Annotated in this window: 13 protein-coding genes and 3 tRNA genes; 11 read left to right on the plus strand and 5 right to left on the minus strand. The window is 69.4% G+C overall.

Annotation, left to right across the window (positions count from 1 at the left end):
• Positions 1-31 precede the first annotated feature (31 nt).
• Together ACOGI9_RS00050 and ACOGI9_RS00055 are read right to left on the minus strand one after the other, a co-directional pair.
• Positions 32-841 (minus strand): RNA methyltransferase, encoded by an 810-nt coding sequence (locus ACOGI9_RS00050; protein WP_419857884.1) that lies wholly within the window; start codon positions 839-841, stop codon positions 32-34.
• Positions 838-1077 carry a double zinc ribbon domain-containing protein gene (locus ACOGI9_RS00055; RefSeq protein ID WP_419857885.1) on the minus strand — a complete coding sequence of 80 codons (240 nt, stop codon included), beginning with the start codon at positions 1075-1077 and terminating at the stop codon, positions 838-840. The genes ACOGI9_RS00050 and ACOGI9_RS00055 overlap by 4 nt, the downstream gene beginning before the upstream one ends.
• Positions 1078-1213: 136 nt before the next feature.
• On the opposite strand from ACOGI9_RS00055, the gene ACOGI9_RS00060 reads away from it, so the two are divergent.
• The 4 genes from ACOGI9_RS00060 to ACOGI9_RS00075 all read left to right on the plus strand — a co-directional run bounded on the left by ACOGI9_RS00060 (position 1214) and on the right by ACOGI9_RS00075 (position 3220).
• Positions 1214-1927 (plus strand): hypothetical protein, encoded by a 714-nt coding sequence (locus ACOGI9_RS00060; RefSeq protein ID WP_419857886.1) that lies wholly within the window; start codon positions 1214-1216, stop codon positions 1925-1927.
• 25 nt (positions 1928-1952) lie between these two features.
• A complete protein-coding gene (locus ACOGI9_RS00065; RefSeq protein ID WP_419857887.1) occupies positions 1953-2936 on the plus strand; it encodes a radical SAM protein in 984 nt (327 codons plus the stop codon).
• Positions 2937-3037: 101 nt separating this feature from the next.
• Positions 3038-3111, plus strand: a tRNA-Val gene (locus ACOGI9_RS00070).
• Positions 3112-3147: 36 nt separating this feature from the next.
• Positions 3148-3220, plus strand: a tRNA-Gly gene (locus ACOGI9_RS00075).
• Between the two features lie 65 nt (positions 3221-3285).
• On the opposite strand, the gene ACOGI9_RS00080 is transcribed toward ACOGI9_RS00075, so the two are convergent.
• Complete coding sequence (locus ACOGI9_RS00080) at positions 3286-3735, minus strand: hypothetical protein (protein ID WP_419857888.1); 450 nt, start codon at positions 3733-3735, stop codon at positions 3286-3288.
• A 187-nt stretch (positions 3736-3922) separates the two neighbouring features.
• On the opposite strand from ACOGI9_RS00080, the gene ACOGI9_RS00085 reads away from it, so the two are divergent.
• From ACOGI9_RS00085 to fabF, 3 genes are all read left to right on the plus strand, one after another.
• Positions 3923-5176, plus strand: coding sequence for a 6-bladed beta-propeller (locus ACOGI9_RS00085; protein WP_419857889.1), 1254 nt, complete (start codon positions 3923-3925; stop codon positions 5174-5176).
• A 56-nt stretch (positions 5177-5232) separates the two neighbouring features.
• Positions 5233-5316: transfer RNA gene (locus tag ACOGI9_RS00090), tRNA-Ser, on the plus strand.
• Positions 5317-5571: 255 nt separating this feature from the next.
• Positions 5572-6855: a beta-ketoacyl-ACP synthase II gene (gene fabF / locus ACOGI9_RS00095; RefSeq protein WP_419857890.1), complete on the plus strand. Its 1284-nt coding sequence runs from the start codon at positions 5572-5574 to the stop codon at positions 6853-6855.
• Here fabF and ACOGI9_RS00100 read toward each other — a convergent pair.
• Entirely contained in the window at positions 6852-7229 is a 378-nt protein-coding gene (locus tag ACOGI9_RS00100) for an NINE protein (protein WP_419857891.1), read from the minus strand. The two genes, fabF and ACOGI9_RS00100, sit on opposite strands and share 4 nt — an antisense overlap.
• Before the next feature lie 194 nt (positions 7230-7423).
• Here ACOGI9_RS00100 and proC point away from each other — a divergent pair, with 194 nt between their 5' ends.
• From proC to ACOGI9_RS00115, 3 genes are read left to right on the plus strand one after another with little or no spacing between them, the layout of a single operon-like run.
• On the plus strand, positions 7424-8248 hold the full coding sequence (gene proC / locus ACOGI9_RS00105; protein ID WP_419857892.1) for a pyrroline-5-carboxylate reductase: 825 nt from the start codon (positions 7424-7426) through the stop codon (positions 8246-8248).
• A gap of 12 nt (positions 8249-8260) precedes the next feature.
• On the plus strand, positions 8261-9463 hold the full coding sequence (locus ACOGI9_RS00110; protein WP_419857893.1) for a DUF819 domain-containing protein: 1203 nt from the start codon (positions 8261-8263) through the stop codon (positions 9461-9463).
• A gap of 14 nt (positions 9464-9477) precedes the next feature.
• The gene (locus ACOGI9_RS00115; RefSeq protein ID WP_419857894.1) at positions 9478-10896 is read left to right on the plus strand and encodes an amidohydrolase family protein; all 1419 of its coding nucleotides are present in this window, start codon (positions 9478-9480) and stop codon (positions 10894-10896) included.
• A 9-nt stretch (positions 10897-10905) separates the two neighbouring features.
• Here the strand turns inward: ACOGI9_RS00115 and ACOGI9_RS00120 are convergent, their stop codons facing one another.
• Complete coding sequence (locus tag ACOGI9_RS00120) at positions 10906-11751, minus strand: ABC transporter six-transmembrane domain-containing protein (RefSeq protein WP_419857895.1); 846 nt, start codon at positions 11749-11751, stop codon at positions 10906-10908.
• Positions 11752-11856: 105 nt separating this feature from the next.
• On the opposite strand from ACOGI9_RS00120, the gene ACOGI9_RS00125 reads away from it, so the two are divergent.
• Entirely contained in the window at positions 11857-15114 is a 3258-nt protein-coding gene (locus ACOGI9_RS00125; RefSeq protein ID WP_419857896.1) for a WD40/YVTN/BNR-like repeat-containing protein, read from the plus strand.
• Positions 15115-15147: the final 33 nt, after the last annotated feature.

Here is a 15147-nt window from a genome sequence, read left to right on the forward strand (position 1 = left end):
GAATCTGGCACTGCGCCAGCGAATCCAGCCGCTAGCCGCCGGCCTCCGTCTCCGCGCGCTCCCGGGCGCGCTTCTTCTCTCTCCGCGCGAAGTTCAGCACCTCGTACGCCACCGCGAGGATGAGACCGAGTTCGCGCCGGTCGAGGTCCGCGCGCTGAAAGATGTTCCGGAAACTCCGCATCTTCGGCGCCGGGTCGATGCCGTGGAAGAGGCCGGCCTCCTCCATCGCCCGCTCCCAGATATCGAAGAACTCTTCCAGTTCGCCGTGCAGGGCGGGCGGGGTCCGGCGGCGTCGCTTGCCCTCCAGGTCGCGCCCCTCCCAGTCGTCGGGGCCGAGCGCCGCCTTCCGCAGTTCGTAGAGAATGATGACGGCCGCGTGGGCGAGGTTCATCGAGGTGTGGTCCGGGTTCGTGGGGATGCACACGAGTCCGTGACAGAGATCGAGCGCCTCGTTGGAGAGCCCCCGATCCTCCCGGCCGAACACGACGGCGAGCCGCCCCTCGCGCCCGCCGGCGGGACCGGTGAATTCCGTCGCCGCGCCCTCGGGACTCCACCACTCGTGGCGGGTGGAACGGCGGCGGGCGGTCGCGCCGAGCACGTAGCTCGCATCGGCGAGGGCGGAGGGGAGGTCGTCGAAGATGCGGATGCGCTCCACGACGTCCTCGGTGTCGTGCGCGATCCCGGTGATGCGCCACGCATCGAACTCCGCGGGGTTCACGAGCCGGAGACGCGACAGGCCCATGTTCTTCATCGCGCGAATCACGAGCGCGACGTTGACGACATCCTGCGGCTCGTGGAGGACGATGCAGGTCCGGTCGAGCCGGGCGCGGCCCTCGGTCACGTCCGGGTCAGACCGTCCGGGCGCGAACCCTTCCACTTGCGGCCGCGGCGCGGACGGAGCGCGGGATAGCCCGTCTCGCCGCAGCCCGGGCAGGTCTCGGTGTAGGCGCCGATGGCGTCGCCGCAGACCGCGCAGTGCACGCCCGTCTCGTCCGGCGCGAACGACAGCGGTTCGCCGCACTTCTGACAGGTCTGATCGGACCGCCCCACGCGGTCGCCGCACTCCGGGCAGTCCATCCGGGTGTCGTTGCGCTGGTTGCCGATCGGATCCTCCTCTTCGCGCGCCCCGCCCGGAGCACCGCGAGCCGGGTGACGGTAGTTTCAGCGGGACACGGCCATGCCGCGGGACACAAAGCTACGGTGGAGAGCGGTGATGGGGCAGGACCAGATCGACAGGGTCGGCGACGCCATCGGCGGCGCATCCGGCGGCGCGTCCGAGGCGGAGGGCCGGACGCACCTCGGGCCCGCGGTCTGGATCTGCGGCGGGCTGATGATCGCGATCGGCCTCACGACGTCGATCCTCCTCCTGCGCGACTTCCAATCCGACAGTTATCTGTATCTCGCCTTCTACTCCATCCCGGCGAACACGGCGATCTCCGTCTTCCCCCACGAGCCCGTCCTCATCTACTTCGGGAAGGTCGCGGACCTGTGGCTCGCCGCGGCGTGGGCCACGCTGGGAACGGCCATCGCGGGGGTCATGGACCACCTCGTCTTCGTCCCCCTCCTGAACCTGCAGAACATCCGGGCCTACAAGCGCAAGAGGTTCTACCGGAAGGCGATCTCCTGGTTCATGAGGTGGCCCTTCGCCACCATCGTGGCGACCGGCTTCGCGCCCATCCCCTTCTTCCCCTTCAAGTTCCTGGCATTCTCCATCCAGTACCCCATGGGAAAGTGGGTCGCGGCGCTGGTGGTCGCCCGTTTTCCCCGCTATTACCTTCTCGCTCTCCTCGGAGCCACGATTCCGATCCCGAACTGGGTGCTGATCGCGTGCGTGGCCGTGGTCTTCGCGATGTACCTCGTGAAGGCCATCCCCGAGGGGGTCAAGCGATGGAAGGCGAGACACCAGGCAGACACTGGGCAGGGTTGAACGGATGCCGAACATCTCCGGAGCCATGGCCGCACGCATGCTCGCCCGGGGCATCCGGAACCGGATCCAGAACAAGCCGCTCTCCGTCTCGTTCGAGATCACGCACGCCTGCACGGCGAACTGCTGGCACTGCAACTGGGGCGGCCCGATCAAGGAGGAGCGCCTCGGGGCCGAGGACTATGCGGCGATCTGCCGGGAGCTTCGGCCCGTCGTGTCGCACGCGTCCGGAGGCGAACCGCTCGCGCGCGGAGACGTGTACGACATCGTCGACGCGATGACGAACAAGAGCGGGCTGCCCTGGATGATCGTGGTCACGAACGCGTCGAACCTCACGCCGGAGCGCTTCTTCCGTCTCAAGGACAGCGGGATGCACCAGTTGTCCACCTCGCTCGACTTTCCCGACGAGAGACACGACGAGTTCCGCCGCATCCCCGGCCTGTTCGACCGCATGGCCCGCGTGGTGCCCGAGATCCGCCGCCAGAGCACGGATGCGGACGACATCCTGCTCAACGTGTGCATCACCGCGTGGAACTACCGGGACATCGGGGACATGGTGCGCGTGGCGAAGGACTGGGGCGTGCCGATCAACTTCTCCGTCTACACGCACCTGCGCGTGCAGGACCGGGACGGGCTCATCGAGGGCGATGGGCTGGAGGGGCTGGCGGACAGCCTGCAGGAGGTCATCGACCTGCGCAACGCCGGATATCCGGTCTACACGACGCCGCGCGTGCTGTGGAAATTCCACCGGTTTCTGACGGAGGGAGGGATCCCCGGGTGCCAGGCGGGACGCCGCTTCCTCGTCATCAACCCGGACGGACGGCTCACGCCGTGCGCGATGGTGATGGCGTACTTCGACCGGCAGGAGGACATGCTGGAGAAGTTCACGAAGCAGAACACGTGTCAGCAGTGCTACATCTCCACGCGGGCGAACACCGAGAAGAGCGTCCGCGAGTTCGTGCAGGACAACACGGACGCCTTCTTCAAGCTGCTCACGCCCTGGCGGAGCTGACCCGCCGGAAGACCCTCCGAGAGCCCCGCACCGACCGCCGGCAGCTTTGACAGGGGATGGGGCGTCCGCGTAACATCGCTGGCCCCGTGAGGGGGCTGTCCGGGGCGGTAGCTCAGCTGGCCAGAGCGCTGCGTTCACATCGCAGAAGTCGGGGGTTCAAGTCCCTCCCGCCCCACTACGACGTACGGCAGCCACAACCATGCGGCAGCGCGCGGGCGTAGCTCAGTTGGTAGAGCGTCAGCTTCCCAAGCTGAAGGTCGCCGGTTCGAGACCGGTCGCCCGCTTTTTTTTCGGCGCGGGCCGCCGGCGTCAGGCGCGAACTGCCGGCGTCAGGCGCGGGCTACCGGCGTCAGGCGCCGTCTTCCTCGGCCCGGGCGCCGGAGAAGGTTCCCGTGATCACGGCCGGCATTCCTTCCGGACGAACCTCGAAGGTGCCGCTGACCTCGCCCTCCGCCATCGTCCCCTCGAAGACGAACTCTCCCGTTTGACCCTGATCCTCGATGCGCACGGTGAAGCCGAAGGTGTCTCCGTCGACCGAGATGTCGGACATTTCGCGGGTGTAGCTCTGTCCCGCCGCGTCGCCCGTCCAGCTTCCCGTCAAAGTTCCATCTTCCGCCGCCTCGACCGCCCAGGTCATGGAGATGGTGGGGCCGCCCGGCATGCTGGGGGTCTCCGCCGTGCCCTCCCACGTCCCGACGAGCCAGGACTCCTGGGCGTGCAGAGCGCCGTGGGAGACGGCCATCGCCGCGGCCGCCACGAACCCCGCCAATCCGACCCGGAACCGTCCGATCCTCGTCATCGCTTCACTCCCTTCGCGCGACCGCCCGCAGCGGCGCCGCCGATCTGAGACCTCTCGTCCATTGGAAGCTCGAAGGTGCCGGTCGCCGCGGCACCGGACAACCTATCGTGGGACGATAGTTTCTACGGGGGGCGCCCTCACGCGTCCGAGGGGGGCGCTCTCGCGCGTCCGGTCCAGGAGGCAAGCGATGCAGGCGACGAAAGATTCGTGGTTCGCCGTGCTCTCGGTGGCGTTCGCCGCCTGCGGCACCGGCACGGAGGTCGCGCGCGGTCCGCAGGTGGTGACCGACAGGATCGGCGACACGGTCGTCGTTCGCACCCTGTCGGGGAGCGTGTGGGGCGGGGACGCGACGCTCGTCCCGGAGTTGTCGATCGGCGAGGTCGAGGGCCCCGACGAATACCTCTTCGGCCGCATCGGGTCCATCGCGGTGGACGACGACCGCAACGTCTACGTGTTCGACCAGCAGGCCCGGGAAGTCCGCATGTTCGACCCGGAGGGCGGCCACGTGCGGACCCTGGGAGGGCCCGGACAGGGCCCCGGCGAGTTGGAACGACCCGAGGCGATGGCCCTGCTTCCCGACCGGCGGATCGTCGTGCGCGATCCGGGCAATGCGCGCCTGCAGGTCTACGGCCCCGAAGAGGAGTCGCTGGAGGAATGGCCCTATGTCCCCGCCTTCTATTCGAACCAGCCGCTGTGGACGGACGGTCGGGGGAGGATGTACGTGGCGGCCCGCGACCCTTCCGATGCGACCGGTTTCGGTCGCAGCCTGCTGGCCATCTTCGACCCCGATGGAACGCCCCGCGACACCGTGGCGCCGCCGCACGGCGACTTCGAGGGCGAGACCGTCACGGGAGAGAGGGACGGCGCCATGGCGACGTACGGAGTTCCGTTCGCGCCGCGGGCGATCTGGGTAGTCCACCCCGGCGGACACTTCGCCAGCGGAATCTCGTCCCGCTATGCGATCGATCTTGAGGTCCCGGACGGCGTCCTCCGAATCGAGCGAACGCACGAGCCCGCCCGCGTCTTCCCGCGCGAGGCGGAGCAGGCCCGCGCCCAGACCGAGCGCGGCATCGGAATGACCGTGCCGGGCTGGACGTGGGACGGACCCTCCATCCCCGACACGAAGCCGCCCTTCGCCGGGCTCTACCCCGGACGGGACGGCCGCATATGGGTGCGGGTCGCCACCGAGGCGCAGGAGGTCGAGAACGAGGACCACGACCCGGACAGCCCGTTCTCAACGCCCTTCGTGTGGCGGTCTCCGCTCCGGTTCGATGTGTTCGAAGCCGACGGAACCTACCTGGGAGCCGTGAATCCGCCCGAAGACTTCTCCTCCAACCCCTTCCCGGTGTTCGACGGCAACGACGTGTGGGCCGTCAGCCTGGACGACCTCGGCATCCAACGCGTCGTCCGATACCGAATCACCCTCGCCCCCGACACCTGAAGCGCCCCGTCACCTTGATCGGCCCCCGTCGCCGGGCCAGTTTCCGACCCACACCCGGAGGGGTGGCAGAGCGGCTGAATGCACCGGTCTTGAAAACCGGCGGGCGTAAGCCCACGTGGGTTCGAATCCCACCCCCTCCGTATGGAAGCAGGGCGTAAGCCCACGTGGGTTCGAACCGAGCGACCGGAGGGAGCGAGCTCGGGGGAGCCGCGCTTTAGCGGCGACCCATTGGAGCGAGTCCGTCCCCCAGGACCCCCTCCGTCGGCGATGGCCGGATAGAATCCCCTTCCCAGCCCGCCGTCTTCGGGGGTCATGTCAGGTCTTTCGCCTCACTGTATTATCTCCCCCCAACGCGGTGCGGGGCGGAACGAGGTTGATCCCTGGAGAGAGTCGGCTTGATCCACACCGGTGCAACGAGGCGTGTCGTCATCACGGGCGTCGGGATGGTCACGCCTATTGGTCTCGATGTGGACTCCACCTGGGACGCGCTCCTCCACGGCGTGAGCGGCGCGGGTCCGATCACCCTCTTCGACGCCTCTGGCCAGGCCGTCCGCTTCGCCTGTGAGGTAAAGGGCTTCAACCCTCTGGAGTACCTGGACCGGAAGGGAGCGCGGCGCGCGGACCGGTTCCTGCAGCTCGCCATTGCCGCGGGCTCCCAGGCCATGGAACAGGCGGGGTTCGGCGACGGGCTCGCCCACCTGCCTCCGGATCGGACGGGCGTCGTCGTCGGGGTCGCGGTCGGCGGGCTCCCGCTGCTGGAGGCGCAGCACAGGAAGCTCCTGTCGAAGGGACCGAGGTTCGTCTCCCCCCTGCTCATCCCGATGTTCATCCCGGACATGACGGTCGGACTCCTGTCCATCGTGTACGGGGCGCGCGGCCCGAACTACGCGACCGTGTCGGCCTGCGCGTCGAGCGGCCACTCGCTCGGACTCGCCTTCCGCTCGATCCGGAGGGGAGAGACGGATGTGATGATCGCCGGGGGTACGGAGTCCGCCATCACGCCGCTCGCGGTCGCCGGCTTCGCGTCGATGGGGTCGATGTCGACGCGCAACGACGACCCGGAGAAGGCCTGCCGCCCCTTCGACGCCCGGCGAGACGGTTTCGTGCTGGGAGAGGGATCGGGGATGCTGATTCTCGAGGAACTGGAGCACGCGAGGGAGCGCGGCGCGCGAATTCTGGGGGAGATCGTCGGTTTCGGACAGAGCGCGGACGCGTATCACATGACGGCTCCCGCTCCGGATGGCGTCGGCGCCCGACTGGCCATGCAGCAGGCGATCGAAGACGCCGGCCTCGCGGTCGAGGACATCGGCTACATCAACGCGAACGGGACCGCGACGCCAGTCGGGGATGCCGCCGAGACGAAGGCGATCAAGGAAGTGCTCGGCGAGCACGCGCGATCCACGGTGGTGGGCGCGACGAAGTCGATGACAGGTCATCCGCTGGGGGCCGCCGGGGCCATCGAGGCCGTGATCTCCATGCTGGTCTGCAGGCACGGCGTCATCCCGCCCACGATCAACTTCGAGGAGGCGGATCCGGAGTGCGATCTCGACTACGCCCACGGCGGCCCCATCGAGCGCCCCGTCCCGGTCGCCCTGTCGAACTCGTTCGCCTTCGGAGGGCACAACGCCTGTCTGGCAATCCGCCGCTGGAACGACGATCGGACGACGGTACGCGACTAATCGGTGCCGAAGATGCGGGCGTGGAGTCGGACGTTGTGCTCCGCGATGAGCTTTGGAACCTCGATCGCGTTCACGACGAGCCAGGCGAAGCTGCCGACGCCCCAGACGATGGCGATCGCGTAGAAGGTCCACGCGCGCCGCACGAAGGCGTCGAAGCCGCCCGACACATCCGCCATCTCGGCTGACGCGAAGCCCACGAAGAGCCAGAGCATGGCGCCGGCCATGACGACGGAGAACAGAAGCTGGGCCAGCGCCTGTCCGCGTCGTCCGAGGTAGAAGTTGTGGGCGCCCACGACGCCGAACACCACGAGGAGAATGTACGCCACGAGTGGCGTCTGCTTCTTCGCTTCGTATTCCACCATCCGACGATCCATCTTCCGTCCTCCGTTTTCGGCAGGGGATACCGCCAATGTCGCAGCGTCGCCCGGGTCCGGCGACACCGGAGCGCCGCTCGGGCGGCAACGCCTTGCGGGTCGTGCGGCCCTCGGGCGACAATGCGCCTCGCGTCCGGCCCGGCCGCCACCGGTCCCGCGGACCACACTTGCGAAACACGCGAAGAGGCTTCGATATGCGCCACCCGACATCGTCCGCCAGCGTCGCCATCCTCGGCGCGGGGAATATCGGGCGCGCCATCGCCGAGGGACTCGTAGCCGCGGGTTCGCACGCTCCGGGGGAGGTCCACGTCACGCGCCGCCACACGGAGCGCGTCGCGGATCTCGCCGGACGGGGGTTCCCGGTGTCGTCCGACAATCCGGGCGCCGTGGCCGCCTGCGACACGGTGATCGTCGCGGTCCAGCCGCAGGCCCTCGACGCGGTACTGGCGGACATCGCACCGCATGTGGACGCCGGGCGCCATCTCCTCGTGTCCGTCGTCTCCGGGGCGTCGATCGCGGCGATTCGCCGGCACGTGGGCCCCGACGTGGCGATCGTTCGCGCCATGCCCAACACGGCGGTCGCGCTGCGCGAGTCGATGACGTGTCTCGCGGCGGAGCCCGCCCACGCCGGGGCCCTCGACCGGGTGGCGGCGTTGTTCCGGGCCGTCGGGGCCACGCTCGTCGTGGAGGAGGAGCACATGGTCCCCGCCACCGCCCTCTGCGCCTGCGGCGTGGCGTTCTTCCTGCGGGCGGTGCGCGCCGCCTGCCAGGGCGGCATCGAGATCGGTTTCCACCCCGACGAGGCACTCCGGATGGCGGCTCAGACCGCGCTCGGCGCCGCCGCCCTCGTCCGGGACCAGGGCCGCCACCCCGAGCGCGAGATCGACAGCGTGACGACGCCGCGCGGCTGTACGATCGCCGGCCTCAACGAGATGGAGCACCGCGGCTTCTCCTCCGCCTTCATCAAGGGGATCACGACGTCGGCCGTGAAGGCGGAGTCGCTCTACGCCGATGACTGATCGAGTCCCGCCGTGACCGCACAGACGCTCTATATCGTCGCCGTCCTGTGTCTCGTCATCGCGGGGACGGAGTGGCTCGTGCGCCGGAGCTTCCTGCGGCACGGCGGCACCGCGTTGATGGTCATCATCTTCACCGCGATCATCGCGAACTTCGGCCTGCTTCCGACCTCCTCGACCGAGGCGGATCCGGTCCCGGCCTATGACGCGATCTTCCGCACCGTCGCCCCGCTCGCGATCGTGTGGCTCCTGCTGAAGGTCAACCTGCGCGACATCCTCCGCGCCGGGCTGCCGATCATTACGCTCTTCCTCATCGGGTCGCTGGGGACCGTGGCCGGCGTGATCGCGGGCATGGCCATCGTGGACGGGCCGGAGCGGATCGGTCCCCTGTTCGCGCCGCTGGGCGGGATGTTCACGGGCACCTACACGGGCGGCAGCGTGAACTTCAACGCGGTCGCGCTCAGATACGACGTCATGCGCGAGGGCGTGCTGTTCGGCGGCGCGTCGGCCGTGGACTCGATCATGACGACGGTGTGGATGGCCGCGACGATCGCGATTCCCCGCTGGCTGCGGCCGCACTGGCCGAAGTCCGTCCGGAGTTGGGTCGGGCCGGCCGACGCGGCGCCGGGCTCCGCCGACCGGGCTCCGGACCTCGGAGTCGACGAGGACACCGAGCGCGTGCACCCGGTCGACCTCGCCCTCGTCCTCGCGATCGGTTTCGGGACGCTGTGGGCCTCGCAGCGGCTGGAGGCGTGGACCGCCGCCATGGGGTTCCCGATCCCCGACATCCTGATCCTCACGGTGATCGCCCTCATCCTCGCCCAGTTCCGGGCCATCACGGATCTCGCCGGCAGCCGCACGCTGGGCCTTTTTTCCGTCTACCTCTTCCTGTGCGTGATCGGAGCCCACTGCGACGTGCGGGCGCTCGCCGACATCGGCCCCCTCGGTCTGGCGCTCCTCGTCTTCACCTTCACGATCATCGTCGTGCACGGGCTCATCACCTTCGGCGCGGCCCGCCTCCTCCGGCTCGACGTGGACATTGCGGCCGTCGCGTCCCAGGCGAACGTCGGCGGCGGCACCTCCGCGCTCGCGCTGGCGCGCAGCCTCGGCCGCGGCGATCTGGTGCTCCCGGCCGTCCTGATCGGGTCGCTGGGTAACGCCGTGGGCACCTTCCTGGGCCTGTGGGTCGCTCGCGTGCTTCCGTCCCTGCTCGGATGAAACGGATCCTCACCATGAGATTTCGAACGCTGCTCGCCGTTGCCGCCGCGCTGGCCGCGACAGATGTCCGGGCCGAGGCCCAGAGCTACGACGTCGTGCTCGCGGGCGGGCGCGTGATGGATCCCGAGTCCGGTCTCGACGCGGTACGCCACGTCGGGATCCGCGGCGGGACGATCGCCGCGATTTCCGAGTCCCCGCTGGACGGCGAGACGGTGGTCGACGTGTCCGGTCTCGTCGTCGCGCCGGGGTTCATCGACCTCCACGCCCACGGCCAGGACCTCTTCTCGAGCCAGTTGCAGGCGCAGGATGGGGTCACGACCGCGCTCGAACTGGAGGGCGGCACCGGCGATGTGGACGAGTGGTACGCGAGCCGGGACGGGAAGGCCGCGATCCACTACGGCGCCACCGCTTCGCATGGGGCGGCACGCCGACTCGCCCTCGGCGGGCAGCGGCAAGCGGTCCGGCTCGCGGCCGACCTCGAGCAGGTCGCGGTGATGGAGGGCCGGCTGCGCGACGAACTGGGGCGCGGAGCGCTCGGCCTCGGCTTCGGCATCCAGTACACGCCCGGGGCGCGGCGCGAGGAGATCCACCGGATGTTCCAGCTCGCGGCGGAAGAAGGCGTGACGAGCTTCGTCCACATCCGCTACGCCGGACTCGTCGAGCCCGGAAGCTCCATCGAGGCCGTGCACGAGATGATCGCGAACGCGGCGTCGACGGGAGGCGGGGTCCACATCGTGCACATCGGATCGAGCGGCCTCGGACAGGTACCGACGCTCCTGAGCATGATCGAGGGGGCCCAGGCGAGCGGGCTGGACGTGACGACCGAGGTCTATCCCTACACCGCGGCCTCCACCGACATCCGGGCCGCGATCTTCGACCCGGGCTGGCGGGAACGGCTCGGGGGCGACTTCGGCGACATCGAGTGGGACGCGACGGGCGAACGGCTGACGGAGGAGACGTTCAACGAGCGGCGGGAGACGGGCGGCCGGATCATCGCCCACATCATTCCTGAGGAGATGTTCGAACTCGCCCTCGCCCATCCGCTTGTGATGGTGGCGAGCGATGGGGTCCCCTTCGTCAACGGCCAGGGACATCCGCGCGGGGCGGGGACCTTCGCCCGCGTTCTCGGCCGCTACGTGCGCGAGGAAGGTCTCCTCACGCTCATGGACGCGCTCCGGAAGATGACGCTGATGCCGGCGCAGCGGCTCGACGCCTATGTGCCACAGATGGCGGACAAGGGCCGGATCCGGGTCGGGGCGGATGCCGACATCACCGTGTTCGACCCCGCCACGGTCATCGACAACGCGACCTTCCAGTCGCCCACGCAGCCGTCGTCCGGGATAGAGCACGTGCTCGTCGCAGGCACCTTCGTCGTCCGCGACGCGGAACTCATCGAGACCGCCTTCCCCGGCCAGGCCATTCGCCGCGACTGAACTTCCCGGCTACGCGGGGGCGCCGGCCTCGGCGCCGACGCGTGCCAGCCGGCCCGATATCTCCCGCAGCCGCAACCACTGCTGGTAGTAGAAGGGGAGGGCCATCAGCGATTCCACGAACTGGAAGACGTACATGACGATGGCGAACACGGCGCCGTACTCGACGGTGCGCTGCGCCGAGACTCCGACAGCGAACACCAGCAGGCCCATCATGAACACCCAGTTGATGCCGAAGGTGCCGGCCTCGAGGTCGGAGAGCCGGATATTCCACCGCGTCATGGCGCGCAGGTGCTTGCCGAGGCGGACAGGATCGCCGCTGTCGACGGCATCGACCTGTCGCTCGTGCTCATCGTTGAGCCCCTCGTTGTAGCGCGTCGTCAGCTTTCCCGTGAGCGCGTACAGGATGCCCGTGGCGACGGCGACGGCGACGCATCCGAGAAACACCGGAACGTTCAGCGTCGAGAGGATCACGATGGTGCCGGCGAGCCCGATGGTGCTCGTGATGAGCTGGGGGAGGGAGTGCTCGAAGAACTCGACGATCTCCCGGAGCATTCCGAGCCGCGCCGTCCGGGTCGAAGTGCTGCGCTCCGCGGCGGAAGCGACCATTTCCTCGCCCAGCCGGACATAGATGCCGGCGTAGGCGCGGCTGTCGACGACCCGGCGGCCGATCGCGATGAAGATCGTCCCGATCCCGAGTCCGGCGAGTTCGTACAGGCCCCGGGTCGAGCCCCCGAGCACGCCGTCGATGGCGCGGCCGATGACGAGCGGGAAGAGCAGCCAGCCCGCGGACTCCAGCACCACCATCGAAAGCGTGAGTGTGAGGCGTCCGGCGAACCGCTTCAGGAGCATGTGCATGAACCCTCTCTTCTGTCGGCGGCGTCGGGCCGCGGTGTATTCTTCGCGCCCAATATGACCCCGGGTCGGCGCGACGCCGACATCCCAGCGCGGAGGTTCGCTCCCATGCGGTCGATCGAAGCGAGAACACCCACCCCGTCCTTCCCGCGGTGCGCGCGGCTTCTTCTTCTGACGCTTGTACTCGCGACGCCGGCGGCGGAGGTGCGGGCGGCAGCCTCGATGCAGGAGCCGGCCGGCGATGCGGAGGGCGAGACCGCGCTCTACCAGTCGATGCGGTGGCGCAACGTGGGTCCGTTCCGCGGCGGGCGGGCCGTCGCCGCGGCGGGGGTCCCCGATGACCGTCTCACGTACTACATGGGCACGGCGGGCGGTGGCGTGTGGAAGACCTCCGATGCGGGCATCAGCTGGCAGCCGGTGACGGACGGTTTCGTGGGCACCTCCTCCGTGGGCGCGGTGGCCGTCTCGGAGTCCGATCCGAACGTCGTGTACGTCGGGATGGGCGAGCACTCGATCCGCGGCGTCACGACCTCGCACGGCGACGGGGTCTACCGCTCCACGGACGCGGGCCGCACCTGGACGCACATGGGCCTCGTCCCCACCCGCGCAATCTCCCGCATCCGCGTGCATCCCGACGATCCGGATCTCGTCTACGTCGCCGCCCAGGGGTCGCCGTTCGCGCCGTCACCGGAGCGGGGGATCTACCGCTCGGCGGATGGCGGAGAGAACTGGGAACTCATCCTCCACGTGGACGAGAACACGGGAGCCTCGGACCTCGCGATGGACCCCACGAACCCGCGCATCCTCTACGCCTCCATGTGGGACCACGACCGCGAGCCGTGGTACATCCGCAGCGGCGGTCCCGGCTCCGGCTTCTGGAAGTCGACGGACGGCGGAGACACGTGGGAGGAGATCAATGCGGGCCTGCCCGATCTCATGGGGAAGACGGCGATCGACGTGTCTCCGGCCGACCCCGACCGGGTGTGGGCGCTGATCGAGGCGGACGAGGACGTGGACGGCGTCTACCGCTCGGACGACGGCGGGAACAGTTGGTCGCTGACGAGTTCGGAGCGGCAGCTGCGGGGGCGAGCCTGGTACTACATCGAACTGTATGCCGACCCGCTGGACCGCGAGACCGTCTACGTGATGAACTCGCCCTTCCTCAAGTCGATCGACGGCGGGCGGACCTGGGAGACGATCCAGACGCCGCACGTCGACCACCACGACCTGTGGATCAACCCGTTCGACAGCCAGGTCATGCTCTCCGCCAACGACGGGGGAGGGACGGTCACCTTCAACGGGGGCGAGACCTGGTCCACGCAGGAGAACCAGCCCACGGCGCAGATCTACCGGCTCGCGGTGGACAACCAGTTCCCGTACCGCATGTACGGCGGACAGCAGGACAACACGAGCGTGGGCATGCTGGGCTGGGCGACGCACTCGGGCGGGTTGGGCTGGAAGGACTGGATCGACGCGGGGGGCGGGGAATCGGCCTGGGTCGCCTTCGATCCCGACAACCCGCGCTACCTGTACGCGACCTCGATCCAGGGGATCATCACGGAGCTGGACACGGAACTCGGCTCCGCTCGCAGCGTGCAGGCGTACCCGCAGTTCCAGCTCGGGATGGATGCCGAGGACATGCGCTACCGCTGGAACTGGAACGGGCCGGTCGTCGTGTCGCCGCACGATCCGAGGGTGATCTACCACGGGGCGCAGCACCTGCTGCGGTCGCGCGACCGCGGGGTGACGTGGGAGGAGATCTCGCCCGACCTCACGCGGAACGAGCCGGAGAAGCACGTGGCGGCGGGGGGACCGTTCACGAACGAGGCGGCGGGCGGCGAGGTCTACAACACCATCATGGCGATGGCCGAATCCGCGCTCGCGGCCGGGACGATCTGGGTGGGGGCGGACGACGGCCTCGTCCACGTCACGCGCGACAACGGGGAGACGTGGACGGACGTCACGCCGGACGGGATGCCCGAGGGGATGGTGAATTCCCTCGACCCGTCGCCGCACGAGCCGGGTGGCGCCTACATCACGCTCGCCCGCTACAAGTTCGACGACTTCGCGCCGTACATCTACAAGACCGTGGACTACGGCGAGAGCTGGGAGCGCATCGACGCCGGGATCGGAGCCGACCAGCCCGACGCTTGGGCCCGCGTCGTGCGCGAGGATCCCGAGCGCCGTGGGCTGCTCTACGCCGGGACGGAACTCGGCATGTACGTGAGCTTCGATGACGGCGCCTCGTGGCGGAGCCTGGACCTGAACATGCCCCTCACGCAGATCACCGACCTGCAGGTGCAGGCGGGGGATCTCGCCGTGGCGACGCAGGGACGCGGCTTCTGGGTGCTCGACGATCTCTCTCCTCTGCGGCAGCAGGCCGAGGCCGAGGCGGCGGATGGGCACCACCTGTACACGCCCTCCACGGGGTATCGCGTGAGCGCGGGACTCGGCGGCCCCGTGGGCCCGACGACATCGGGGCAGAACAAGACGCCGGGCGTGGCGATCGACTACGTCGTGGCCACCCCGCCGCGGGAGCCGGGGGCCGGGGAAGCGCCGGACTCGCCGGGCGCCTCACTCGTGCTGGAGATCCTCGACGCGGGGGGCGCGGTGGTCCGCACGTTCACCACCGATACGGCGACGATGGCCTCGGGTGTCCAGCCTTCCCGCGCGCCCGCCGCCCCGGGGCACAATCGGGTGTACTGGGACCTGCGCGTGGAGAGCGGGCCGCGGGTCGCGGAGTCGTACGCGTTCTTCGGGGACGCCCAGGGGTACCGCGTCATGCCGGGCACGTACAGCGCCCGCCTGACGGTGGGAGACGCGCCGCCGCAGACCCGGCCGTTCGAGGTGCGCGGGGATCCGCGGATACCGGCTTCGGAGACGGACTTCGCGGCGAACGGGCGCTTCCTGGAGTCGGTATTCGGGGCGATCGTGGACCTCCACGTCGGGCTGAACGACATCCGTGACGTGCGCGCGCAGGTGAACGAGGTGGTCGGGCAGGCCGCGGAGGCCGGCCTCTCCGGGGCGGAGGCGCTCGGAGCGGCGGGCGCCGCGCTCGCGGACTCGATCACGGTGCTGGAGGATCGGCTGTTCCAGAAGCGCCGCGCGGCGCAGCAGGACATGGTCGCCTACGAGGGGCTGCTGAACATGCAGTTGACGGCGCTCATGGGTGAGGTGGATGGCTCCGACCTTCCTCCCCGCGCCGGCGTGCTGGAGCGCTGGGGCGATCTGGAGGCCGAGTGGATGGTGGAGGAGGCCGGGCTCGCTCGGGTGCTCGGCGAGATGCTCGACGCGTTCAACCAGCTCGCGCGGGATTCGGGTGTCCCGGCGATCATCGCCCGGAGCCGGCCGCGGGCCGTCTCCTAGGCGGCGCGCCACGGTCCGGTCCGCGAGCCGTGC

Origin of the sequence: Candidatus Palauibacter irciniicola, from assembly GCF_965208695.1 — a bacterium.
GTDB classification, from domain to species: domain Bacteria; phylum Gemmatimonadota; class Gemmatimonadetes; order Palauibacterales; family Palauibacteraceae; genus Palauibacter; species Palauibacter irciniicola.

Excerpts from the sequence above, each read along its gene's own strand:
- ACOGI9_RS00120 (WP_419857895.1), bottom strand. The coding sequence starts at position 11,751 with ATGCACATGCTCCTGAAGCGGTTCGCCGGACGCCTCACACTCACGCTT.
- ACOGI9_RS00065 (WP_419857887.1), top strand. The coding sequence starts at position 1,953 with ATGGCCGCACGCATGCTCGCCCGGGGCATCCGGAACCGGATCCAGAAC.
- ACOGI9_RS00085 (WP_419857889.1), top strand. The coding sequence starts at position 3,923 with ATGCAGGCGACGAAAGATTCGTGGTTCGCCGTGCTCTCGGTGGCGTTC.
- ACOGI9_RS00080 (WP_419857888.1), bottom strand. The coding sequence starts at position 3,735 with ATGACGAGGATCGGACGGTTCCGGGTCGGATTGGCGGGGTTCGTGGCG.
- ACOGI9_RS00060 (WP_419857886.1), top strand. The coding sequence starts at position 1,214 with ATGGGGCAGGACCAGATCGACAGGGTCGGCGACGCCATCGGCGGCGCA.
- proC (WP_419857892.1), top strand. The coding sequence starts at position 7,424 with ATGCGCCACCCGACATCGTCCGCCAGCGTCGCCATCCTCGGCGCGGGG.
- ACOGI9_RS00055 (WP_419857885.1), bottom strand. The coding sequence starts at position 1,077 with ATGGACTGCCCGGAGTGCGGCGACCGCGTGGGGCGGTCCGATCAGACC.
- ACOGI9_RS00115 (WP_419857894.1), top strand. The coding sequence starts at position 9,478 with ATGAGATTTCGAACGCTGCTCGCCGTTGCCGCCGCGCTGGCCGCGACA.
- ACOGI9_RS00125 (WP_419857896.1), top strand. The coding sequence starts at position 11,857 with ATGCGGTCGATCGAAGCGAGAACACCCACCCCGTCCTTCCCGCGGTGC.
- ACOGI9_RS00100 (WP_419857891.1), bottom strand. The coding sequence starts at position 7,229 with ATGGATCGTCGGATGGTGGAATACGAAGCGAAGAAGCAGACGCCACTC.